This window comes from Pseudomonas asturiensis (assembly GCF_900143095.1).
GTDB classification, from domain to species: Bacteria; Pseudomonadota; Gammaproteobacteria; order Pseudomonadales; family Pseudomonadaceae; genus Aquipseudomonas; species Aquipseudomonas asturiensis.
Window position 1 is genome coordinate 77,764 of sequence record NZ_FRDA01000010.1, and the last position, 21,883, is coordinate 99,646.

Annotated in this window: 20 protein-coding genes and 1 tRNA gene; 10 read left to right on the top strand and 11 right to left on the bottom strand. The window is 61.2% G+C overall.

Annotated elements, in window-relative coordinates:
• Positions 1-23 precede the first annotated feature (23 nt).
• A complete protein-coding gene (gene fucP, locus BUB69_RS17930) occupies positions 24-1,355 on the top strand; it encodes an L-fucose:H+ symporter permease (protein WP_073169065.1) in 1,332 nt (443 codons plus the stop codon).
• Positions 1,352-2,419 (top strand): aldose 1-epimerase family protein, encoded by a 1,068-nt coding sequence (locus BUB69_RS17935; RefSeq protein WP_073169067.1) that lies wholly within the window; start codon positions 1,352-1,354, stop codon positions 2,417-2,419. The genes fucP and BUB69_RS17935 overlap by 4 nt, the downstream gene beginning before the upstream one ends.
• 5 nt (positions 2,420-2,424) lie before the next feature.
• On the opposite strand, the gene deoR is transcribed toward BUB69_RS17935, so the two are convergent.
• Complete coding sequence (gene deoR, locus BUB69_RS17940) at positions 2,425-3,195, bottom strand: DNA-binding transcriptional repressor DeoR (protein WP_163032121.1); 771 nt, start codon at positions 3,193-3,195, stop codon at positions 2,425-2,427.
• 102 nt (positions 3,196-3,297) lie between these two features.
• Between deoR and deoC the strand changes: the two genes are divergently transcribed.
• The 3 genes from deoC (at position 3,298) to BUB69_RS28275 (ending at position 4,677) form a co-directional block, all read left to right on the top strand.
• Entirely contained in the window at positions 3,298-3,978 is a 681-nt protein-coding gene (gene deoC / locus BUB69_RS17945) for a deoxyribose-phosphate aldolase (RefSeq protein ID WP_073169069.1), read from the top strand.
• 88 nt (positions 3,979-4,066) lie between these two features.
• Entirely contained in the window at positions 4,067-4,369 is a 303-nt protein-coding gene (tnpB, locus tag BUB69_RS17950; protein ID WP_073169071.1) for an IS66 family insertion sequence element accessory protein TnpB, read from the top strand.
• Positions 4,366-4,677, top strand: a complete 312-nt coding sequence (locus tag BUB69_RS28275; RefSeq protein ID WP_245825295.1) for a hypothetical protein — start codon at positions 4,366-4,368, stop codon at positions 4,675-4,677. Before tnpB ends, BUB69_RS28275 begins: the two co-directional genes overlap by 4 nt.
• A gap of 90 nt (positions 4,678-4,767) precedes the next feature.
• Here BUB69_RS28275 and BUB69_RS17960 read toward each other — a convergent pair.
• Both BUB69_RS17960 and BUB69_RS29335 read right to left on the bottom strand, forming a co-directional pair.
• A tRNA-Arg gene (locus tag BUB69_RS17960) sits at positions 4,768-4,844 on the bottom strand.
• Positions 4,845-5,018: 174 nt separating this feature from the next.
• Positions 5,019-5,144, bottom strand: a complete 126-nt coding sequence (locus BUB69_RS29335) for a hypothetical protein (protein ID WP_275669757.1) — start codon at positions 5,142-5,144, stop codon at positions 5,019-5,021.
• Between the two features lie 42 nt (positions 5,145-5,186).
• Between BUB69_RS29335 and gabD the strand changes: the two genes are divergently transcribed.
• The 4 genes from gabD (at position 5,187) to BUB69_RS17980 (ending at position 10,513) form a co-directional block, all read left to right on the top strand.
• Complete coding sequence (gene gabD, locus BUB69_RS17965; RefSeq protein ID WP_073169073.1) at positions 5,187-6,629, top strand: NADP-dependent succinate-semialdehyde dehydrogenase; 1,443 nt, start codon at positions 5,187-5,189, stop codon at positions 6,627-6,629.
• A 189-nt stretch (positions 6,630-6,818) separates the two neighbouring features.
• Entirely contained in the window at positions 6,819-8,099 is a 1,281-nt protein-coding gene (gene gabT, locus BUB69_RS17970; protein WP_004880423.1) for a 4-aminobutyrate--2-oxoglutarate transaminase, read from the top strand.
• Positions 8,100-8,259: 160 nt separating this feature from the next.
• A complete protein-coding gene (locus BUB69_RS17975) occupies positions 8,260-9,642 on the top strand; it encodes an HDOD domain-containing protein (RefSeq protein ID WP_073169075.1) in 1,383 nt (460 codons plus the stop codon).
• 304 nt (positions 9,643-9,946) lie between these two features.
• A complete protein-coding gene (locus BUB69_RS17980; protein ID WP_073169077.1) occupies positions 9,947-10,513 on the top strand; it encodes an HD domain-containing protein in 567 nt (188 codons plus the stop codon).
• 3 nt (positions 10,514-10,516) lie between these two features.
• Here the strand turns inward: BUB69_RS17980 and cadR are convergent, their stop codons facing one another.
• Positions 10,517-10,963: a Cd(II)/Pb(II)-responsive transcriptional regulator gene (cadR, locus tag BUB69_RS17985; protein WP_073169080.1), complete on the bottom strand. Its 447-nt coding sequence runs from the start codon at positions 10,961-10,963 to the stop codon at positions 10,517-10,519.
• An 85-nt stretch (positions 10,964-11,048) separates the two neighbouring features.
• On the opposite strand from cadR, the gene BUB69_RS17990 reads away from it, so the two are divergent.
• Positions 11,049-13,286 carry a heavy metal translocating P-type ATPase gene (locus tag BUB69_RS17990; RefSeq protein ID WP_073169082.1) on the top strand — a complete coding sequence of 746 codons (2,238 nt, stop codon included), beginning with the start codon at positions 11,049-11,051 and terminating at the stop codon, positions 13,284-13,286.
• Positions 13,287-13,445: 159 nt separating this feature from the next.
• Here the strand turns inward: BUB69_RS17990 and hutG are convergent, their stop codons facing one another.
• The 7 genes from hutG to BUB69_RS18025 form a co-directional block, all read right to left on the bottom strand.
• On the bottom strand, positions 13,446-14,252 hold the full coding sequence (gene hutG / locus BUB69_RS17995) for an N-formylglutamate deformylase (RefSeq protein WP_073169084.1): 807 nt from the start codon (positions 14,250-14,252) through the stop codon (positions 13,446-13,448).
• 11 nt (positions 14,253-14,263) lie between these two features.
• Positions 14,264-15,469 carry an imidazolonepropionase gene (hutI, locus tag BUB69_RS18000; protein WP_073169087.1) on the bottom strand — a complete coding sequence of 402 codons (1,206 nt, stop codon included), beginning with the start codon at positions 15,467-15,469 and terminating at the stop codon, positions 14,264-14,266.
• A 15-nt stretch (positions 15,470-15,484) separates the two neighbouring features.
• Positions 15,485-16,861 carry an amino acid permease gene (locus tag BUB69_RS18005; RefSeq protein ID WP_073169089.1) on the bottom strand — a complete coding sequence of 459 codons (1,377 nt, stop codon included), beginning with the start codon at positions 16,859-16,861 and terminating at the stop codon, positions 15,485-15,487.
• A 103-nt stretch (positions 16,862-16,964) separates the two neighbouring features.
• Positions 16,965-18,512: a histidine ammonia-lyase gene (gene hutH, locus BUB69_RS18010; protein WP_073169092.1), complete on the bottom strand. Its 1,548-nt coding sequence runs from the start codon at positions 18,510-18,512 to the stop codon at positions 16,965-16,967.
• Between the two features lie 94 nt (positions 18,513-18,606).
• A complete protein-coding gene (locus BUB69_RS18015; protein WP_073169094.1) occupies positions 18,607-20,148 on the bottom strand; it encodes an HAL/PAL/TAL family ammonia-lyase in 1,542 nt (513 codons plus the stop codon).
• Positions 20,149-20,160: 12 nt separating this feature from the next.
• The gene (locus BUB69_RS18020) at positions 20,161-20,991 is read right to left on the bottom strand and encodes a quaternary amine ABC transporter ATP-binding protein (protein WP_073169097.1); all 831 of its coding nucleotides are present in this window, start codon (positions 20,989-20,991) and stop codon (positions 20,161-20,163) included.
• On the bottom strand, positions 20,988-21,839 hold the full coding sequence (locus BUB69_RS18025) for an ABC transporter permease (RefSeq protein ID WP_024684960.1): 852 nt from the start codon (positions 21,837-21,839) through the stop codon (positions 20,988-20,990). Before BUB69_RS18025 ends, BUB69_RS18020 begins: the two co-directional genes overlap by 4 nt.
• Between the last annotated feature and the right edge of the window lie 44 nt (positions 21,840-21,883).

The following is a 21,883-nucleotide window of genomic DNA, read 5'->3' on the forward strand; positions in this document are numbered from 1 at the left end:
CCAGCATCTCGCGGAGAACAATAATGAATAAGCCTGCGCTGCAACAAACCCCGGACGGGTTCTACCTGAACCGCACACCTTGGTTCGCCTTCCTCCTGCTCTGCAGCATCTTCGCCCTCTGGGCGGCGGCCGCGAGCATGAACGACGTGCTGATCGCACACTTCAAGAAGGCCTTCCTGCTCAGCGATTTCCAGACCGCTTTCGTCCAGTCGGCGTTCTACCTGGGCTACTTTTTCGTCGCCATTCCGGCGGCAATGGTGGTGCGCCGCTTCAGCTACAAGACCACCATCCTCATCGGCCTGATGCTGTACATGTTCGGCTGTGCCCTGTTCTTTCCGGCGGCGTCGACCGCCAAGTACGGCATGTTCCTGATGGCGCTGTTCGTCATCGCCGCTGGCCTGTCGTTTCTCGAGACCGCGTGCAACACCTATTCGACACTGATGGGGCCGCGAGAAACCGGCACACGACGCCTGAACATCTCGCAGACCTTTCACCCATTCGGCGCCATGACCGGGGTGTACGTCGGCAGCTTCGTGATGTTCAAGGACACCGACGCCACGAGCGAACAGTTGGCCACCATGAGCGCCAGCGATGCGGCGGTGCAGCAATTGCAAATGATCCAGTCAACCCTGCTGCCTTACAAATGGATGATCGCAGTACTCATATTGATGTTCATCCTGATCGCCATCACTCGCTTCCCCGCCTGCAAGGGCAACTCCACCGTCAGCGAACCCCGGGCGAGTATCGGCCAGAGCCTCAGCCGCCTGCGGCGCAATCCGCGCTTCTGCTTCGGTGTGCTGGCGCAGTTCCTCTACGTGGGCGCGCAGGTCGGAGTGTGGAGCTTCACTATTCGCCTGGCGATGCAAATGGGCGGCATGAATGAGCGCAGCGCCTCGTGGTTCCTGCTGACCACCTTTGCCGCCTATTTTATCGGCAAGATGATCGCCAACCTGCTGATGCGAAAAATGCACCCTGCCAAAGTCCTCGCGGTGTATGGCGTGCTGTGCATCGTACTGCTGGCCTACACCATCCTGGTTCCGAACATCACCGCAGTGTATGCCGCCGTGGGGGTAAGCGTGTTTCTCGGGCCTTGCTGGCCGACCATCTATGGGTTGACCATTGATGGGCTTGGCGAGGACACCGGTGTCGGCGGCTCGTTGCTGGTGATGAGCATCGTCGGCGGTGGCGTGATTCCGATCTTCCAGGGCCTGCTCAGCGATGCCACTGGCGGCAACATGCAGATTGCCTATAGTGTGCCGCTGCTGTGCTTCGTAGCCATTGTGATGTATGCAGTGCGCTGCATGCGTCAGCCGCAACCGGTGCTGGATGGCTCGGCCACGGCGGTGGCGCAATGAGTCGCGAACCGTTACGCCTGCCGCTCTACCCACAGCTCTGGGATCAGGCCAGCCGCCTGCTGCTCGAATCAGCGAATTTTAACGTGCGCGCCTGGACCTACCCCAGCGGAGTCAAGGCGCTGTCACTGGAAAACAGCCGTGGCAAGCTGGTCATCCTGCCTTGGCAGGGGCAAATGATCTGGTCGGCTGAATTCGACGGCGTCGATTTGACCATGCTCAATATGTTCACTCAGCCACGGCCCAGTGCCAGCGTGATCGGCACCTACGGCTGTTTCATGTTTCACAGCGGCCTGCTGCGCAACGGTTGCCCGGGACCTGAGGATGATCATGCGCTGCACGGCGAAATGCCCTGCGCGCCGATGGACGATGCCTGGCTGCAAACAGGCGAAGACGAACACGGCGCTTATCTGCGCCTCGGCGGCACCTACGAATACGTGCAGGGCTTCGGCGACCATTACCGTGCCAGCCCGAGCGTGACCCTGCGCCCGGCCAGCGGGCTGTTCGAGATCGGCATGCAGGTGGTCAATCTGTCCGGCAAGGGGATGGACCTGATGTACATGGCGCACATGAACTACGCCTATGTCGACGGCGCCTGCCTCAACCAGCCCTTGGGCTGCGAGCACACACGTGTGCGCGCCAGCGTACCGGCCCACGTTCGACCGACTCCGGCCTGGAACGCGTATATCGCTGAACTCAGCCAGGACCCGACCCGCCTCAAGGTGCTCGACTCACCTGCGTTGTATGACCCGGAGATCGTCTGCTTCTTCGATGACGTGCGCAGCGACGCTCAGGGACAGGCGCACTTCTTCCTTGATCATCCCGACGGCGCGGCGTTCTACACCCGCTACAGCCCCCGGCAATTTGAACATGCTGCGCGCTGGATCTTGCACAACCCCGATCAGCAGGTGGCGGCCTTCGTCCTGCCAGCCACCTGCGAGCCGGAGGGCTACCGCGCCGAACTCGCCAAAGGCAACGTGCGCAGACTCGCGCCCGGTGCCAGCGCCGAGTTCAGCCTGACCACCGGTTACATGAATGCATCCGAACGCCGGGCGCTGCAACCGTGACGCTTCTAAATCACAAGCTGCGCGCCGCCAGCCTTGATGGCCTCGCGGTAGCTACGCGGGATTTTCTTGTCGCTAACCACGCAATGGAAATCGCTCAAGGCACCGAAGTGTGCAGTGCGTACGGCGTCGAATTTGGAGTGATCGGCCAGCAGCAGGCTTTGCCGGGCCTGGCGCATCACCTTCTGCTTGACCTCCACCTCGTGGAAGTTGAAGCAGGTGACACCGCAGTCCAGGCTGACTCCGGCCGCCGAGACAAAGGCCCAGGTCAGGCGCACGCCATCAAGGATGCTGGTTTCGGCATGGCTCTCGAACACCTGGTTCTTGCGGTGGAATACGCCGCCGCACAGGACGATGCTGCAATTGGGTTTTTGTTGCAGCTTGAGCAGCACGTTGAGTGAGTTGCACACCGCAGTGAACTCCAGCTCGTCGGGGATGAAATCGACCACGAAGGGGATGGTCGTGCCGCAGTCGAAAAATACCGTGTCGCCGGGCTGGATGAACGTGGCGGCCAGCTTGCCGATACGGCGCTTCTCCTCGACGTGGCGGGTGTTCTGTTCGCTGACCCGGTAATCCCCCGGTTCAGGATCATCGTGGGCACGGGTGATGTAGCCGCCCAGCAGACGTAACTGTTCGGGGTGCCGGCTGAGGTCGCGGCGCAAGGTCATTTCGGACACATCGAGCAGCGCCGCCATCTCCCGCAGATGGATGGCTTTCTGATCTTGAAGGGCCTGTTGAATCTGTTTGATGCGATCGGTTTTCTTGACGTCCACGGGCATCCCGGCAATCCGTTGGTGGTGTCACTATAGTAACACCAAGTGTTAATTTTATAACTTATGGGTATCCGCCCACGTGTTTTTACTGATGACAGGAATCTCTTGATGAATTCGCTCGAACCCGCTGCACTGGCTCAGGCCATCGATCACACCTTGTTGGCGGCGGATGCCAGCCGAGAGCAGATTGCCACACTTTGCGCCGAAGCCCGAGAGCACGGCTTCTACTCGGTGTGCGTGAACTCCAGCCAGGTGCCTTTTGCCGCTCTACGACTGGCCGGGTCTGCCGTGAAGGTCTGTGCCGTGGTGGGCTTTCCGCTGGGTGCCGGGCTGAGCGCCAGCAAGGCGTCGGAAGCCGCCCTGACGATCGCCGCCGGGGCTCAGGAAATTGACATGGTGCTGAACATCGGCTGGCTCAAGGACGGCCTGCACGATGAAGTACGCGACGATATCGCTGCTGTGCTGCAGGCCTGTGGCAAGGTGCCGCTCAAGGTGATCCTGGAAACCTGCCTGCTCAACGAGGCGCAAAAGGTGCGTGCCTGCGAGATCTGCCGCGAGCTAGGCGTGGCATTCGTCAAGACCTCCACCGGCTTCAGCCGCAGTGGCGCGACGCTCGAAGATGTGGCGCTGATGCGCCGTGTGGTAGGCCCTGACATCGGCGTCAAGGCGTCTGGCGGGGTGCGTGACGTGGCCACTGCCAGAGCGATGATCGAAGCTGGCGCAACACGCCTGGGCACCAGTTCAGGGATTGCGATCGTGACAGGCGCGGGTGCGGGAGCGGGCTATTGAGTCGTAACCGCGCCATTAACCCCACATTCAAAGCGCTCAGTTAATCCCCGATGCTGTGCTTCCGATTCTTTTCTGGAGCCAGCACCTCATGATGCGAGCCGACGCCAAAGTCGAAAAACTCTATCTCTACCCCACACCCGTGGACTTTCGAAAATCCATCGACGGCCTCTCTGCGTTGGTCGAGCTGGACATAAAAGTGGCGGTATTCGATCCCGTGCTTTTCGTCTTTCTCAACAAACCCCGCAACCGAGTGAAGATTTTGTATTGGGAACGCAACGGTTTTCGCCTTTGGCTAAAGCGCCTTGAGCCCAAACGTTTCAAAACCTCGCCCAACGTTAGCGATGAAGCAATCGTGCTGAGGGTGGCAACGATGCGCGTCGCGAGCGGATGACATTTGAGCGCTTCCAAACGTTTGATTTCCGAATACGCGCCTTTGTGCTTCGGAGCGATCTCGGAGATGTAGCGATCAATGAGTTGATGAAAGGCTGTGCGTTCAGCCTCGACCCGAGAGACAAAGATGCCCCGGTCGATTTCGCTTTCGATCATGCGTGCCCAGGCTTGGGCATCGGATTTGGTCTCGAAGGTTTTGCGCTGGGCTGGATAGCCCTTACGGCGAATTTGCGCTTCTCACTGTCCCTTACTAACGGCTGGGCCGCGACTCCTGATGGTTGCCATTTCGACCATTCCCGCCACACTTGAGTGTGGCAAATTTTTGGCAAAAAAGACTTTCAGGACCCGGACAGGTTTCTGGCAGTTGCGCTTACCCCTTGTAATACAAGGGATAGAAGATGGTGCACCAGGCGGGATTCGAACCCACGACCCCTGCCTTCGGAGGGCAGTACTCTATCCAGCTGAGCTACTGGTGCAACGCGGGCGCCATGATACTCATCTGGTGGGCGGGCGTCCATGCTGGCGAGCGGCTGTTGTCGATTTCGCACGCTTTACTCATCCTCACGGCCAAACCCGGTAAAACCTTCGACCGCTCCTCGCTACCCCGTTCTTTTTTTCGAACAGCCTATTGTCCTTTACCCCCGCAGTCCCTAGGATTCGTTTGAGATTTCAAACGCACTTGTCCGGTCTTCGCGCTTTTTTTGCGCCGTGCATCGCTCAGGCCGATGGAATGTTTTTACGGCGATGGCTTCCAAAAGAGGTGCATCGATATTCATGTGTTCGCTCCGCCCTTGTGCGGTGCTGTTTAGGAGGCCGACATGCAGCTCAAAGATTCCAAACTGTTCCGCCAGCAAGCCTATATCAACGGCCAGTGGCTGGATGCGGACGGTGGTCAGTCGATCAAGGTCAATAACCCTGCTACCCAGGAGATTCTCGGGACTGTGCCGAAAATGGGCGCGGCCGAGACGCGTCGTGCGATTGAAGCGGCAGACAAGGCGCTGCCGGCCTGGCGTGCGTTGACCGCCAAGGAGCGGGGCAACAAGTTGCGTCGCTGGTTCGAGCTGATGATCGAGAACCAGGACGACCTGGGTCTGTTGATGACGCTGGAGCAGGGCAAGCCGCTGGCCGAGGCCAAAGGCGAGATTGCTTACGCTGCTTCCTTTATTGAGTGGTTCGCTGAAGAAGCCAAGCGTGTTTACGGTGACGTGATCCCGGGCCACCAGCCGGACAAGCGTCTGATCGTGCTCAAGCAGCCGATTGGTGTGACCGCTGCGATTACGCCGTGGAACTTCCCGGCGGCGATGATCACCCGCAAGGCCGGTCCGGCACTGGCGGCCGGTTGCACCATGGTGCTCAAGCCTGCTTCGCAGACCCCTTACTCTGCTCTGGCGCTGGCTGAACTGGCCGAGCGTGCGGGCATCCCGGCGGGCGTGTTCAGTGTCGTGACGGGCAGCGCGGGCGATATCGGCAGCGAGCTGACCGGCAACCCGATCGTGCGCAAGCTGTCCTTTACCGGCTCGACCGACATTGGTCGCCAGTTGATGGCCGAGTGCGCCAAGGACATCAAGAAAGTCTCGCTGGAGCTGGGCGGCAACGCGCCGTTCATCGTGTTCGATGATGCCGACCTGGATAAGGCGGTTGAAGGCGCGATGATCTCCAAGTACCGCAACAACGGTCAGACCTGTGTCTGCGCCAACCGCATCTATGTGCAGGACGCGGTGTATGAAGCGTTCGCCGAGAAGCTCAAGGTGGCGGTGGGCAAGCTCAAGATCGGTAACGGTCTGGAAGAGGGCATTACCACAGGCCCGCTGATCGACGACAAGGCCGTGGCCAAGGTCAAGGAACACATCGCCGATGCCGTGAGCAAGGGCGCGACAGTGCTGTCCGGTGGCAACAGCATGGAAGGCTCGTTCTTCGAACCGACTATCCTGATCAACGTGTCGAAAGATGCCGCCGTCGCGAAGGAAGAGACCTTCGGTCCATTGGCACCGCTGTTCCGCTTCAAAGATGAAGCCGAAGTGATCGCGATGGCCAACGACACCGAGTTCGGTCTGGCGTCGTACTTCTATGCTCAGAACATGAGCCGCGTGTTCCGCGTGGCCGAGGCGCTGGAGTACGGCATGGTGGGTATCAACACTGGCCTGATCTCCAACGAACTGGCACCGTTCGGCGGCATCAAGTCTTCGGGCCTGGGCCGTGAAGGCTCCAAGTACGGCATCGAAGATTATCTGGAAATCAAATACCTCTGCCTGTCGGTCTGATCCAGACGGCGTGACCAGAGTTATTGCAGCCGATGGCGCGCGAGAGCGACGTGTCATCGGCTTTTGCAGCACCCGAAACTTATTGGTGGCTTGAAGGCTGCAGCAGTCGATCATCGTATGCTGTTGCAGTCCATCCAGGCCGCTCGATCCTTGAACCACGCCGACCGATGAGCGGCGAATGAGGAATACATGAGCAAGACAAACGACTCCCTGATGCAACGCCGCCATGCTGCCGTCCCGCGTGGCGTGGGTCAGATTCACCCGATCTTTGCTGCTTCGGCGAAGAACGCCACCGTTACCGACGTTGAAGGTCGTGAGTTCATCGACTTTGCGGGCGGTATTGCGGTCCTGAACACCGGTCACTTGCACCCGAAAATCGTGGCTGCGGTGCAGGAACAGCTGACCAAGCTGACGCACACCTGCTTCCAGGTGCTGGCTTACGAGCCGTACGTCGAGCTGTGCGAGAAGATCAACGCCAAGGTGCCAGGTGATTTCGAGAAGAAAACCCTGCTGGTCACCACCGGTTCCGAAGCGGTCGAAAACGCCGTCAAGATTGCCCGTGCTGCCACTGGCCGCGCTGGCGTGATCGCGTTCACCGGCGCTTACCACGGCCGTACCATGATGACCCTGGGTCTGACTGGCAAGGTCGTGCCGTACTCGGCAGGCATGGGCCTGATGCCCGGCGGTATCTTCCGCGCACTGTACCCGTGCGAGCTGCACGGCGTGAGCGTTGACGATTCCATCGCCAGCATCGAGCGCATCTTCAAGAACGACGCCGAGCCGAAGGACATCGCCGCCATCATCATCGAGCCTGTGCAGGGCGAAGGTGGTTTCTACGTGGCGCCGAAGGCCTTCATGCTGCGTCTGCGCGAGCTGTGTGACAAGCACGGCATTCTGTTGATCGCTGACGAAGTGCAGACGGGCGCTGGTCGTACCGGTACCTTCTTCGCGATGGAGCAGATGGGCGTTGCGGCCGACCTGACCACCTTCGCCAAGTCCATCGCAGGCGGTTTCCCGCTGGCGGGCGTATGCGGCAAGGCCGAGTACATGGACGCCATCGCGCCGGGCGGTCTGGGCGGCACCTATGCCGGTAGCCCGGTGGCCTGTGCGGCGGCGCTGGCCGTGCTGGATATCTTCGAAGAAGAGAACCTGCTGGAGCGCTGCAAGTCGGTCGGCGAGCGTCTGGTCACTGGCTTGAAGGCCATTCAGGCCAAGCACCCGGTCATCGGCGAAGTCCGTGCGCTGGGCGCGATGATTGCGCTGGAGCTGTTCGAAGACGGCGACTCGCACAAGCCAAACGCTGCGGCAGTGGCTCAGGTTGTCGCCAAGGCGCGTGACAAGGGTCTTATCCTGCTGTCGTGCGGCACCTACGGCAACGTTCTGCGCGTGCTGGTTCCGCTGACCGCTGAAGACGAACTGCTGACCAAAGGTCTGGCCATTCTCGAAGAGTGTTTCGCTGAAATCGCCTGATTCACTGTGCGGTCTCGGATTGGTTGATTTGTGACCAAACAGACAGAAAAAGCCCGTTTCGACGGGTTTTTTTTCGTCTGGACGAAGGTATTTCACTGTTTTGGCTATATCCGGGCGAAGGCTTTGGCTAAGGTGAACGCATCGATGTCGGAGAGTCCTGATGACTGCTGTAGTTTTGCCCGCGGTACCTCGCGTATTGATTGCTGAGTCTGATCCGTGGGTTCGCGAAACACTCAGCGATCTGGTGCTGAGTGTGCGTGGTGATGTCGAGCTGGAGATGTGCACCGACGGCAGGCAAGCCATCGAGTGGATGAAAAAACACCTGCCGGATCTGGTCATTGCTGCGCGTGAACTGCCCGCTATCGATGGCTTGAGCCTGCTGCGCGGCATTCGTAACCTGCGTCGTCAGCCGCCCATCCCGTTTATTTTGATCAGTAACCGCAGTGATGCGGCCAGCGTGCGTGAAGTGCTGCCGCTCGCGCCGACGGCGTATCTGACCAAGCCTCTTGATACCGTGGGCCTGAAGCAGCGTCTGGAAGGGCTGTTGCTGGGACGGCGTGCGTCTCCCGCAGGCGACATGCCAGCGTTGACGCCAGGCCTGACGTTGATGAAATTTCTCGAAAAGCGCCGCGACGTGGCCGATGGCGCGCCGCTGTTCGTTGACGTGCCTAACGCGATTCAGTTGAGCCAGGGGCCGACGGGCCTTGATGCAACGCTGCTTGAGCAAGAGCTGCGCAACGACCCGCATATTACGGCGGTGCTGATCGCGGCGGCGAACACGGCTGCCCAGCATCTGGGAAAGCCCGTGCAAACCCTGGGCGGGGCGATGGCGGTGCTGGGCGCGCCGCAAACGGCTGGCATCGCCTCGGGCCTGGCCAAGAAGCGCATGGCGGTATTGACCAGCGATGCGCTGCTGGCCAAGGCCAGTCAGTTCTGGACGCTGTCGCAACGCACGGCCGATTACGCCCGGATTCTGGGCGGCATGCTGGAGCTGGATGTCGAGCGCTGCTTCTGTGCAGGCATGCTGCAATCGTTGGGCGATCTGGCGGTGCTCGGTTGCCTGCAGGAATGGTTGCTGGCGGGCGGCGAGCTGAATGAACAGGCGATCGATCAGGCGCTGGAGCAATATTCGGCGGCCTTCGGCTCTGCGCTGCGCACCCGCTGGCGTCTGCCGCTGGAGCTGCGCGAACTGATCGCGGCGGTTTATCAATACAACACCGGCATCTACAAGCGCGAGGTTCTGGCGATGAACCTCGCGGGCCAGATGGCGCAGTTGGGCGAGGAAGACAGCGTCACCCAATTGCTCAAGACCAAGTCGGCCAAGCTGCTGAAACTCAGCGTCGGGGATTTACAGCGCCTGCGTAAGAAGCTGACGGGGGTGACCGATCCGAGCCTGTTGGCACCCTTGGTGGTGGAGCCTGAAGCCATTGAGGAGGAGAGCGCCGAGGATGACGGGCCAGACCTCCTGGACTTGACAGCCGAGCCGCCAGCGGCCGAAGAGCCTGAACCTGAGCAAAGCATTGAGGATGTCCCGAAGGCTTGAGCTGGATGCCTTTTGATCAGTTCTGACGCTCCGTGCTTGCTGCGATAGACAAGGCTTGCTGGAGAAATGCGAAACCTGGTGGGAGCGAGCTTGCTCGCGAAAGGGTCAGTACTTTCAGGAGAGACAGTGCGCCTGGATTATCGCCTTCGCGAGCAAGCTCGCTCCCACAGTTGTTGTGCTGGCTGCAATACAGCGCTATGTCACAGAGGTCTTGTGCCCACACAATCCAGTTCCGGTCTGCCCGCACACCGCTTCAACCGACGCGAAGATTCAGTGATGACCCCGTCAGCATAGGAACCGTTTGATGCCCACCCTCGACCTGCAACATCTCTACAACAAAGCCTGGTTGTTCGCTTCTCAAGCTCACGTCGGGCAGAAGATGACAAGCTCGGATCTCCCTTACACGACCCACGTGGCGATGGTTGCCAATGAGCTGATCTTCGCCCATCGCGAAGAACCCGTAGGGGCATTCGAGATTGCCCTGCCTGCCGCACTGTTGCATGACGTCGTTGAAGACACCGATGTAACCACGATCCAGTTGCAAGAGGCTTTTGGCGCGCAGGTCGCATCGACTGTCGCGTGCCTGAGCAAGAACCTGATCGTGCCGTTTTCCGAGGAGCGTTATTTTCAGGGCATCGCCGAGCATTCCCGTGAAGCGGCAGCGGTCAAACTGTGCGACCGCATCACCAATCTGCAGTCAGCGCCTGCCAAATGGACGCACGCCAAACGAGCGTCCTACCTGATCGAGTCTGAGCAGATCCTGAATGCGTTGGGCCATGCGAATGGCTACCTCCGGCAGCGGCTCAGCGACACCATGGCGCGTTACCAGACCCTGTATGTGGATGGTTTCGAGGATCAGGTCAGGCCTTGAGCCTCAATGACTGTGACTGCGCCCCACATGCGAGGGCTCGCCTTCAGGTGAGGCGACGGCGCCGGTCACTTCCAGCCTTTCCAGAATCGCGCAGTGATCGGCTGCGTCGCTGCCGCAACGTTGGCGTAGCTCGAGCAGTTGTTGTTGCAGCGCCTGCAGGCTGGCAACGCGGGCGTTGACGTGCTCGATGTGCTCCTCAATCAGCGCGTTGACGTTTTCGCACTGGTCCTGCGGGCTGTCACGCAGGTTCAGCAGGCTGCGAATCTCTTCCAGCGTCATGTCCAGGCTGCGGCAATTGCGGATGAATGACAGTCGCTCGACGTGAGCCTGGGTATACAGCCGATAGTTACCGTCGCTGCGTGCGGGCGCAGGCAACAGACCTTCGCGTTCGTAATAACGGACGGTTTCGACCTGTGTATCCGTCAACTTTGCCAGTTCGCCAATCTTCATGGGCTTCATCTCGTTTTTAGCGCTTGACCCTATAGTGGCTACAGGGTGTTCACTTGGCAACAAGCAGAATCCAGGAGCGCGCCAAATGGGCCCGATCAGCAAAGTTACTCAGACACACGGTCACGACGAACACGAAGCAGCGCATGCAGAGCACGCGCATTCCTGCTGTTCCAGCAAAGCAGCGCCCGCCGTCGTGACGCTCGACAACGCCGCGTCAGCCGACGCGCGCCTGAGCAGTTTCCGTATTGAAGCGATGGACTGCCCTACCGAGCAGACGTTGATTCAGAACAAGCTGGGCAAGCTGGCAGGCGTGCAGAAGCTGGAATTCAACCTGATCAATCGCATCCTCGGCGTGTGGCATGACTTGCCATCGACCGACCCGATTCGCGACGCCATCGGGTCGCTGGGCATGCAGGCCGACCTGATCGAAGAAGGCGCGGATTCTGAGGCTGTTGCTGCCCCCGCGCCCAAGAAGCACTGGTGGCCACTGGCGCTGTCCGGCGTGGCTGCACTGGCTGCCGAAGTGGTGCATTTTGCCTCGCTGGGTCCGACCTGGGTCGTTGCCCTGCTGGCGCTGGTGTCGATCTTCAGTTGCGGTCTCATGACCTACAAGAAAGGCTGGATCGCGCTCAAGAACTTCAACCTCAACATCAATGCCCTGATGAGCATCGCTGTGACCGGTGCTGTGCTGATCGGCCAATGGCCTGAGGCAGCGATGGTGATGTTCTTGTTCACCGTGGCTGAACTCATCGAAGCCAAGTCGCTGGACCGGGCGCGCAACGCCATCAGCGGCCTTATGCAACTGACGCCGGAACTGGCGACGGTCCGTCAGGCGGATGGCAGCTGGCTGGAAGTAGAAGCCAAAAAGGTCGAACTGGATGCCATCGTGCGGGTAAAACCCGGTGAGCGCATAGGGCTGGACGGCGAAGTCGTGTCCGGACAATCGACCATTGACCAGGCTCCGATCACCGGGGAAAGTCTGCCGGTCGAGAAGACCGTGGGCGACAAAGTGTTCGCAGGTACCATCAATCAGGCGGGTTCGTTGGAGTATCGCGTAACAGCGGCGGCCAACAACTCGACGCTGGCGCGGATTATTCACGCTGTAGAAGCGGCCCAGGGTTCGCGTGCGCCGACCCAGCGCTTCGTCGACAGCTTCTCGCGCATCTACACGCCGGTGGTGTTCGTCGTGGCATTGGCGGTGGCTCTGATTGCACCCCTGTTCTTCGGCGGCGCGTGGTTTGACTGGATCTACCGGGCGCTGGTGCTGCTGGTGGTGGCATGCCCCTGTGCCTTGGTGATCTCCACGCCTGTGACCATCGTCAGCGGTCTTGCGGCAGCCGCGCGCAAGGGCATCCTGATCAAGGGCGGAGTGTATCTGGAAATGGGCGAGAAGCTGGATTACCTGGCCCTCGACAAGACCGGCACCCTGACATACGGCAAGCCGGTGCAGACCGATTATGTGGCGCTGCACACTGAGGCGGCCGATAGCGCGCCTGCCATCGCCGCGAGCCTTGCAGGTCGTTCCGATCACCCGGTTTCTCAGGCCATCGCCAAGGCTGCCGATGCCAACAGCACGGCGCATGAGGTCGCGAATTTCGAAGCCTTGGGCGGCCGTGGCGTGAAAGGCGAGATCAATGGCCGGATGTATCACCTGGGCAACCACCGTTTGGTGGAAGAACTGGGACTGTGCTCGCCTGAACTGGAAGCGCGTCTCGATGCGCTGGAAATGCAGGGCAAGACCGTGGTGCTGTTGCTCGACGCAACCGGTCCGCTGGCGCTGTTCGCCGTGGCAGATACCGTCAAGGAGAGCAGCCGTCAGGCCATTGCCGAGCTGCACGAGCTGGGCATCAAGACGCTAATGTTGACCGGCGACAACCCGCACACCGCCAAGGCGATTGCCGATCAGGTGGGCATCGATCAGGCGCAGGGCAACCTGCTGCCGGCGGACAAACTGGCGGCGATCGAAGGGCTGTACGCGCAAAACCATCGCGTCGGCATGGTCGGCGACGGCATCAACGACGCGCCTGCGCTGGCGCGGGCCGAGATCGGTTTTGCCATGGCGGCGGCGGGAACGGACACCGCCATTGAAACGGCGGATGTTGCGCTGATGGACGACGATCTGCGCAAGATCCCGGCATTCATTCGCCTGTCGCGCAGAACCTCGGCGGTGCTCAAGCAGAACATCGTCCTGGCGATTGTCACCAAAGTGCTGTTCATCGGCATCACCTTTGCGGGGCTGGCGACCATGTGGATGGCCGTGTTCGCCGACATGGGTGTGAGCCTGCTGGTGGTATTCAACGGGTTGCGGTTGCTCAAGAAGTAAGCGCTCGTGAGTGTGAGCTAACCATCGTGCCCGCGCTCCGCGTCACACATATCCTTGTGGGAGTGAGCTTGCTCACGAAGAGGCCAGTGCACCTGGTCAAGATGTAGAGTCTGAGACATGGCCTTCGCGAGCAAGCTCGCACGGTTTTTTACTCATCCACTAACTCCTGCCAAACCGCTCCTGCCCCCAGGCGATGAAGGTTTCCAGCAAGGGCTTCAGGACTTTGCGGGTCGGTTCGGCCAGGTCGGGGCGGTAGTGGAACGGGGCGAATTCTTCCATGTAGGTGCTTTGCGCCAGTTCCAGTTGCACGGCGTGGATATTGTTCGCCGGGTCGCCGTAATGGCGGGTGATGTGCCCGCCTTTGAAGCGGCCGTTCAGTACGTGGCTGTAGTCTTTGGCGGCCGCGCAGACCTGTTCCAGCCTGTTGGCCAGCTCCACGTCGCAGCTGGCGCCGTTGAAGGTGCCGAGGTTGAAATCGGGCAGGCGACCGTCGAACAGGTGCGGGACGTGGCCGCGAATGGAGTGCGCGTCGAACAGCAGGGCGTAGCCGAACGCGTCACGCAGCCGTTGCAGTTCCTGTTCCAGCGTCTGGTGGTAAGGCGTCCAGATCTGCTCCAGATACGTCGCCCGTTCTTCGGGGCCCGGTGTCTGGCCTTCCTTGAACAGCGGCACGCCGTCGAACAGGATCGTCGGAAACAGTCCTGTGGTCGCACCGGCGTACATCGGCTTGTCGTCGGAGGGACGATTGAGGTCGATGACGAAGCGTGAATACTCGGCAGCCAGCGTGCTCGCACCCAGCTCGGCAGCGAAGTCGTACAGACGCGGGATGTGCCAGTCGGTGTCAGGCAGGCTCAGCGCTTCGTCCACCAGCCCCGCTTCCACGGCGGGCGTGAGCTTGAGGCCCGCGTGGGGCATGCTGATCAGCAGCGGAATACGGCCGCGGGTGAATGTCAGAACGTTGTCCACAATCTTCTCCTTTACACCAGTGATTCCACGCCATGGCGCACAATGCGTTTGTCCAGATCGCCGCCCAGCCAGTACGCCAGGTCAGCCGGTCGCTCGATGTTCCAGGCGACGAAATCCGCCGTCTTGCCGACTTCCAGAGAACCGTGTGTGTCGCCCATGCCCAGTGCCTTGGCAGCGTTGAGCGTGACACCCGCCAGTGCTTCTTCAGGCGTCATGCGAAACAGCGTGCAGGCCATGTTGAGCATCAGACGCAGCGACAGGCCGGGCGAGGTGCCGGGATTCATGTCGGTGGAAATGGCGATGGGCACACCGTGTTTGCGCAACGCATCCAGCGGCGGCAGTTGAGTTTCGCGCAGAAAGTAGTAAGCGCCCGGCAGCAGCACGGCGACTGTTCCGGCAGCAGCCATGGCGATCACGTCGTCTTCGGTCATGAACTCCAGATGGTCGGCCGACAGGGCGTTGTAACGCGCCGCCAGACTCGAACCGCCCAGCGATGAAAGCTGTTCGGCGTGCAGTTTTACCGGCAGCCCGAGCTGCCCGGCGGTGATGAACACCTGTTCGACCTGCGCGGGAGAAAACGCCAGGTATTCACAGAACGCGTCCACGGCATCCACCAGCCCTTCAGCGGCCAGCGCGGGCAGCATGTCGTTGCAGATGTGGTGGATGTAGTCGTCGGCGCGATTGGCATATTCGGGCGGCAGGGCGTGCGCGGCCAGGCAGGTGGCGCGCACGGTGACCGGCAAGGTGTTGCCCAGGCTGCGGATCACGCGCAGCAGTTTGCGCTCGTTTTCCAGGTCCAGCCCATAGCCGGATTTCATCTCGACCGTGGTCACGCCATCGTTGAGCAGGTGCCGCAACCGCCGCTCAGCGCTGCGATACAACTCGTCCTCGGTCGCCGCACGTGTGGCGCGCACGGTGCTGGCGATGCCGCCGCCTGCGGCTGCGATGTCCGCATAACTTACGCCTTGCAGCCGCTGTTCGAACTCGCCGCTGCGGTTGCCGCCGAATACCGTGTGGGTGTGGCAGTCGATCAGGCCTGGCGTGACCCACGCGCCGCCCAGATCGACGGTGCTGTCACAGCCTGCCTCGTCCACCTGCGCCAGAGGCCCGATCCAGTCGATGAGCGCTGCGGAAGTCACGATGGCGGCATCCTCGATGATCGAGTAGTTGCCTTGTGCCATGGTTGCGATGTGACAGTTCTTCCAGAGCGTTTTCATCCAGGCCTCCTCAGGCTAAGGAACAGGTGTGAGCGACTTGGGTTTGACCCATAGACGGTAGGCGATGACCAGCAGCGCGATCCAGATCGCACCGACGATCAGCGCGGCGCGGTTATCCGGGAAGTAACCCAGCACGCCGAAGATAAACAGCATGAAGACGATGGCGGCGGCCGGCGCATAGGGCCAGAACGGCACCGCAAACTTCAGTTGTGCGGCTTCTTCGCGGCTCATGGCGCGGCGCATCGCGACCTGGGTCAGCAGGATCATCAGCCAGACCCAGACGGTGGCGAAGGTCGCCAGCGAGGCGATCAGCAGGAACACGTTTTTCGGAATCAGGTAGTTGAGCAGCACGCCGCCCAGCAGGGTCACGCCCATTACCAGCACCGTCATCCACGGCACGCCCTGACGCGACAAGCGCGCAAAGCTGGCTGGCGCCTGACCGTCGCGGGCCAGGCCGTACATCATGCGGCCCGCGCCGAAGATGTCGCTGTTGATGGCCGACACGGCGGCGGAAATCACCACGATGTTGAGAATGGTCGCTGCCGACGCGATGCCCAGATTGTCGAAAATCTGCACGAACGGGCTGCCCTGTGTGCCGATCTGTGGCCACGGGTAGATGGACATCAGCACGAACAATGTCAGCACGTAGAACAGCAGGATGCGCAGCGGCACCGCGTTGATCGCGCGAGGCAGCGTGCGTTGCGGGTCCTTCGCTTCACCGGCCGTGATACCGATGATCTCGATGCCGCCAAAGGCGAACATCACCACGGCGAACGAAGCGATCAGGCCTGTCACGCCGTTGGGCATGAAGCCGCCATGCGCCCACAGGTTACTGATGCCGACTTCCGTGCCGCTGGTCGAGGTGCCGATGCCGAACAGCATGATGCCGAAGCCCGCCAGAATCATCGCGATGATCGCGCCGACCTTGAGCAGCGACAGCCAGAATTCGGTCTCGCCGAAGACTTTGACGTTGCACAGGTTCAGCGCGCCGATCAGAAATACGATGCCCAGGACCCAGATCCAGCGCGGCACTTCCGGAAACCAGAAGCCCATGTAGATGCCGAACGCTGTGACATCGGCAAGGCAGACGATGATCATCTCGAACGCGTAGGTCCAGCCCAGCACGAAGCCGGCCAGCGGGCCGAGGTAGCGTGTGGCGTAATGGCTGAAGGAGCCGGAAACGGGATCGTGCACGGCCATTTCGCCCAGCGCACGCATGACCATGAACACGGCTGCGCCGCCGATCAGGTAGGCCAGCAACACGGCAGGCCCGGCCTGCTGAATCGCCGAGGCCGAGCCGTAGAACAACCCTGTGCCGATGGCAGAGCCCAGAGCCATGAAGCGAATGTGGCGGGCGGATAACCCGCGTTTCAAACCATCTTGTGACGTCATTTCAGGTCCATTTCATTACTGGTATGGCTATAGCTGCGAGAACGCCTGCATTCGGCTTCCCGCAGCGATTGACCATGGCGAGCCCTGCCAGGCTCGCGGTGCATCACAGACTGGGTAGCAGACGTGCAGGAACCAAAGGGTTCAGGCAAGTGGAGGACAACAGCTGGCTGGCAGCTTCGATGTCCGGTGCGAAAAAGCGGTCTTTGTCGTAGGACGGGACCTTGCTGCGTAGCAGGGCTCGGGCTTGCTCCAGTTTTGGAGAGGTTTTCAGACCATTACGCAGGTCCAGACCCTGACACGCAGCCAGCCATTCTACGGCAAGAATCCCGCGAACGTTTTCTGCCATTTCCCATAACCGCTTGCCGGCGGCTGGTGCCATCGACACGTGGTCTTCCTGATTGGCGGAGGTCGGCAGGCTGTCGACGCTGTGCGGATGGGCCAGCGCCTTGTTTTCACTGGCCAGCGCCGCGGCTGTGACCTGGGCGATCATGAAGCCGGAATTGACCCCGCCGTTGGCCACCAGGAACGGTGGCAACTGCGACATGTGCTTGTCCATCATCAGCGAAATGCGCCGCTCGCTCAGTGAACCGATTTCAGCGATGGCCAGCGCCAGGTTGTCGGCCGCCATGGCGACCGGCTCGGCGTGGAAGTTGCCGCCGGAGATCACGTCGTTTTCGGCGGCGAACACCAGCGGGTTGTCAGACACGGCGTTGGCTTCGATTTGCAGCACCTCGGCGGCCTGACGCAACTGGGTCAGGCAGGCGCCCATCACCTGTGGCTGGCAGCGCAGCGAGTAGGGGTCCTGAACCTTGTCGCAGTTGCGGTGCGACTCGGACACCTCACTGCTTTCACCGAGCAGGTCGCGGTAGCAGGCGGCGGAATCGATCTGCCCGCGCTGGCCGCGAGCGGCATGAATGCGTGCGTCGAACGGCGAGCGTGAACCCAGTACCGCTTCGACCGTGAGCGAGCCACAGGTCAGAGCAGCGGCGAACAGGTCTTCGCCCTCGAACAGGCCGCGCAGCGCATAGGCGGTTGAGACCTGCGTGCCGTTGAGCAGCGCCAGACCTTCCTTGGCGGCCAGGGTCAGTGGCGTCAGTCCTGCGATTTTCAGTGCATCGACTGCGTTGAGCCATTCACCCTTGTAACGCGCCTTGCCTTCGCCCAGCAGCACCAGCGACATGTGCGCCAGCGGCGCGAGGTCACCGGATGCGCCCACCGAACCCTTGAGCGGGATGTGCGGGTAGACCTCGGCATTGATCAGCGCGATCAGCGCGTCGATGACCACACGGCGAATCCCCGAAAAACCGCGGCTCAGGCTGTTGACCTTGAGCACCATGATCACCCGCACCAGTTCGTCGCTGATTGGCTGACCGACACCGGCTGCGTGGGACAACACCAGCGAGCGTTGCAGGTTTTCCAGGTCTTCGCTGGCGATGCGCGTCGAGGCCAGCAGACCGAAACCGGTGTTGATGCCGTAAGCGGTGCGGTTCTCGGCCAGAATGCGCTCGACGCAGGCCACGCTGTCGTCGATCGGCTGGTCAGCGCTGGCGTCCAGCGTCAGGGTCATGGGCTGCTGATAGAAGGCGCGCAGTTGTGCCAGCGTCAGTTGGCCGGGGATCAGGTTGAAGGTCTTGGCAGATGGGGTGGTCACGATGCAGCTACTCCTTGATTGATGTCGGGCGTGCGCGCGTCTTGAGCGTGCCGCCGTCGGCCCTGCGTGGGTGACGCCGGGCCTTGACCGCTTGTTATTGGGTTGCCGTGTGTTCGCGGCAGTGCTGGAAAATCCTTTCCAGCGCCTGGTGTTCGTTGATCAGTGCCGCACTGCTGGCGATGTCCGGGGCCAGCCAGCGGTCTTCGTCGTAAGCCGGAACGCGTTCGCGCAACAGCTGCCAGGCGATCCGCGTGCCTACGCCGAACTGCTGGGCCTTGAGGAATTCAAACGCCTGTGCCGCCAGCAGGTATTCGATGGCGAGAATCTGCGTCGCATTGCCCAGCACCTTGTGCAGCTTTAGCGCGGCGCTGGTGCCCAGGCTCAAGTGATCTTCCTGCAGGCCGGACGTGACGTAGTTATCCACAACCGCCGGTTGCGCCATCTGGCGGTTTTCTGCGCACAGTGAGGCTGCGACGTACTGGACGATCATCATTCCCGAGTTGACGCCCGGCTGGCTGACCAGAAACGCGGGCAGGCCGCTGACCATCGGATTGATCAGGCGGTCCAGACGACGCTCGGCAATCGAGCCGAGCTCGGCGACGGCCACGCATAGAAGGTCCGCCGCCATCGCCACCGACTGACCGTGCGGGTTGGCTTGGGACACCACGCGGTAAGCATCGGGCGTGCCGAGCAGCAACGGGTTGTCGGTGACCGAATTCAGTTCGGTCTCGATCTGCCGGACGGCATGCGCCAGCTGGTCGCGTGTTGCGCCGTGTACCTGCGGCATGGAGCGAATGCTCAGTGCGTCCTGAGTGCGAATGCCCTGGCTGCTGGCGAGGACTTCGCTGCCTGCCAGCAGGCTGCGCAGGTTGCTGCCGACGGCTTGCATGCCGGGATGCGGCTTGAGGGCCAGAATGGTTTCGTCGAATGCATCCAGCTGGCCGCGCAGGGCTTCAAAGGTCATGGCACCGATCACGTCGGCCCATTGGACCAGTCGCTCGGCGTCGGCGATGGTCAGACAGCTCAGGCCGGTCATGCAGGGCGTGCCGTTGACCAGGCACAATCCGTCTTTCGCACCGAGGATGACCGGCTTGAGGCCTTCCTCCACCAGCGCCTGCTGTGCGGGCACGATCTGCCCGCGATAGCTGACCTGACCGACGCCCAGCAAGGCGATGCCCACATGGGCCATGTGGGTCAGATAGCCCACCGAACCTTGCGCCGGGACCTGAGGCGTGATGCCGTGGTTGAGCAGGGCCAGCAGTGCTTCGACCACTTGCCGATGAATACCGGATTTGCCCTGGCTGTAGTTGAGCAGGGCCGCGCAGATGACCGCGCGCGTCTGTTCGTCGGTCAGGGGTGCGCCGACGCCACAGGCATGGCTGAGCAGGGTATTACGCGACAGGCGACTGAGTTGTTCGCCTGCCAGCGACACATTGCATAACGCGCCCAGGCCGGTGTTCACGCCGTAGGCGCGCTCGCCGCTGACAACGATGCGTTGCACGATGGCCTGGGCGTTATCGATCCGGGCCCACGCGGCTTGCGACAGCGCCAGTGGCGCGCCATGCCGGGCAACGGCGACTACATCCTGCCAGCGCGCCGGGGCGTCGCCGAAAACGATCTGTTCTGCTCGCGACATCTGCAACGGTCCTTAAAGAGTGGCCACGCGGCGCTGAACGAAACGATCCACGTAATCGTCGGCGGGCGAGTGAAGGATTTCTTTCGGCGTACCGACCTGGATCAGCCGTCCGTCCTTGAGGATCGCGATGCGATTACCGATGCGCACGGCTTCATCAAGGTCATGGGTGATGAACACGATGGTCTTGTGCAGCGTGGCCTGCAGGGCCAGCAACTGGTCCTGCATTTCGGCGCGAATCAGTGGGTCGAGTGCGCTGAACGCTTCGTCCATCAGGATGATGTCGGTGTCGGCCGCCAACGCACGGGCCAGACCCACGCGCTGGCGCATACCGCCGGAAAGCTGATGCGGGTACTTGTTTTCATAGCCGCTCAGGCCGACGGTGGTGATCCAGTGCCGTGCGCGTTCATCACACAATGCCTTGGTCTCGCCGCGCACTTTCAGGCCGTAGGCGACGTTGGCGAGTACGGTCTTGTGCGGCAGCAGGCCGAAGCTCTGGAACACCATGCTGATCTTGTGCCGACGAAACTGGCGCAGCGCTTCCATGTCGTAGCGCAGAATGTCTTCGCCATCGACCAGAATCTCGCCACTGGTGGGATCGATCAGCCGGTTGAAGTGGCGCACCAGGGTCGATTTACCCGAGCCGGACAGGCCCATGATCACAAAGATTTCGCCGCTGGCAATCGACAGTGACAGGTCGTTCACGCCCACCACGCAACCGGTTTTCGCCAGCACCTGATCCTTGCTCTGATGCTGCTGGACCATGGTCAGCGCTTCTTTTTCCCGATTGCCGAAAATCTTGTACACGTTTCGCACAACGATCTTGTTCGGTTGCTCACTCATCATTTTTGCGCCTCATGCCGTGGGCGGCCGTAGGCCTGAGTGATGCGGTCAATGACGACCGCCAGAATGACAATGGCCAGACCCGCTTCCAGTCCGCGTCCGACGTTCAGCGTCTGAATGCCGACCAGTACGTCTTCGCCCAGACCGCGAGCGCCGATCATCGAGGCAATCACCACCATCGACAGTGCCATCATGGTGGTCTGGTTGATACCGGCCATGATGCTGGGCATCGCCAGCGGAAGTTGCACACCGAACAGTTGCTGCCAGCGGTTGGCACCAAAGGCATTGATGGCTTCCATGACCTCGCCGTCGACCTGACGAATACCCAGGTCGGTCAGGCGAATCAGCGGCGGCGCGGCGTAGATCACGGTGGCGAAGATCGCGGGGACCTTGCCCAGGCCGAACAGCATCAGCACCGGAATCAGGTAAACGAAGCTGGGCATGGTCTGCATAATGTCCAGCAGCGGCATCAGCACCGAACGCAGGCGGTTGCTGCGCGCCGAAAGAATGCCCAGCGGAATGCCGATCAGTACGGCAATGATCGTGGCGACCAGCATCAGCGCCAGTGTCTGCATCAGCTTGTCCCACAACCCGACCGCGCCGACCAGAAACAGCAGGCCGACGATCACCACGGTGGTGACAATCTTGCGCGTGGCGTGCCAGGCAATGCCGCCGACAATGATCAGCATCAACCACCACGGCGCCATGCGCAGCAGGCCTTCCAGGTTGACGATGGCCCACAGCAGCGTGTCGGAGATGTGTCGGAACACATCGCCGTACTGGGTCACCAGCGAGTCGACGCCGTCGTTGACCCAGTTGGCGATCGAGAAAGTGAAGCTTTCAGGAAACATAAGCGGCTCTCAAGTAAGGTGTTTCGGTCAACGAACGGGCAGCC

Bases quoted from the DNA above. Each gene is read 5' to 3' on its own strand.
- fucP (WP_073169065.1), top strand. From the start codon at position 24: ATGAATAAGCCTGCGCTGCAACAAACCCCGGACGGGTTCTACCTGAAC.
- BUB69_RS17935 (WP_073169067.1), top strand. From the start codon at position 1,352: ATGAGTCGCGAACCGTTACGCCTGCCGCTCTACCCACAGCTCTGGGAT.
- deoR (WP_163032121.1), bottom strand. From the start codon at position 3,195: ATGCCCGTGGACGTCAAGAAAACCGATCGCATCAAACAGATTCAACAG.
- deoC (WP_073169069.1), top strand. From the start codon at position 3,298: ATGAATTCGCTCGAACCCGCTGCACTGGCTCAGGCCATCGATCACACC.
- tnpB (WP_073169071.1), top strand. From the start codon at position 4,067: ATGATGCGAGCCGACGCCAAAGTCGAAAAACTCTATCTCTACCCCACA.
- BUB69_RS28275 (WP_245825295.1), top strand. From the start codon at position 4,366: ATGACATTTGAGCGCTTCCAAACGTTTGATTTCCGAATACGCGCCTTT.
- BUB69_RS29335 (WP_275669757.1), bottom strand. From the start codon at position 5,144: ATGAATATCGATGCACCTCTTTTGGAAGCCATCGCCGTAAAAACATTC.
- gabD (WP_073169073.1), top strand. From the start codon at position 5,187: ATGCAGCTCAAAGATTCCAAACTGTTCCGCCAGCAAGCCTATATCAAC.
- gabT (WP_004880423.1), top strand. From the start codon at position 6,819: ATGAGCAAGACAAACGACTCCCTGATGCAACGCCGCCATGCTGCCGTC.
- BUB69_RS17975 (WP_073169075.1), top strand. From the start codon at position 8,260: ATGACTGCTGTAGTTTTGCCCGCGGTACCTCGCGTATTGATTGCTGAG.
- BUB69_RS17980 (WP_073169077.1), top strand. From the start codon at position 9,947: ATGCCCACCCTCGACCTGCAACATCTCTACAACAAAGCCTGGTTGTTC.
- cadR (WP_073169080.1), bottom strand. From the start codon at position 10,963: ATGAAGATTGGCGAACTGGCAAAGTTGACGGATACACAGGTCGAAACC.
- BUB69_RS17990 (WP_073169082.1), top strand. From the start codon at position 11,049: ATGGGCCCGATCAGCAAAGTTACTCAGACACACGGTCACGACGAACAC.
- hutI (WP_073169087.1), bottom strand. From the start codon at position 15,469: ATGAAAACGCTCTGGAAGAACTGTCACATCGCAACCATGGCACAAGGC.
- BUB69_RS18005 (WP_073169089.1), bottom strand. From the start codon at position 16,861: ATGACGTCACAAGATGGTTTGAAACGCGGGTTATCCGCCCGCCACATT.
- BUB69_RS18015 (WP_073169094.1), bottom strand. From the start codon at position 20,148: ATGTCGCGAGCAGAACAGATCGTTTTCGGCGACGCCCCGGCGCGCTGG.
- BUB69_RS18020 (WP_073169097.1), bottom strand. From the start codon at position 20,991: ATGATGAGTGAGCAACCGAACAAGATCGTTGTGCGAAACGTGTACAAG.
- BUB69_RS18025 (WP_024684960.1), bottom strand. From the start codon at position 21,839: ATGTTTCCTGAAAGCTTCACTTTCTCGATCGCCAACTGGGTCAACGAC.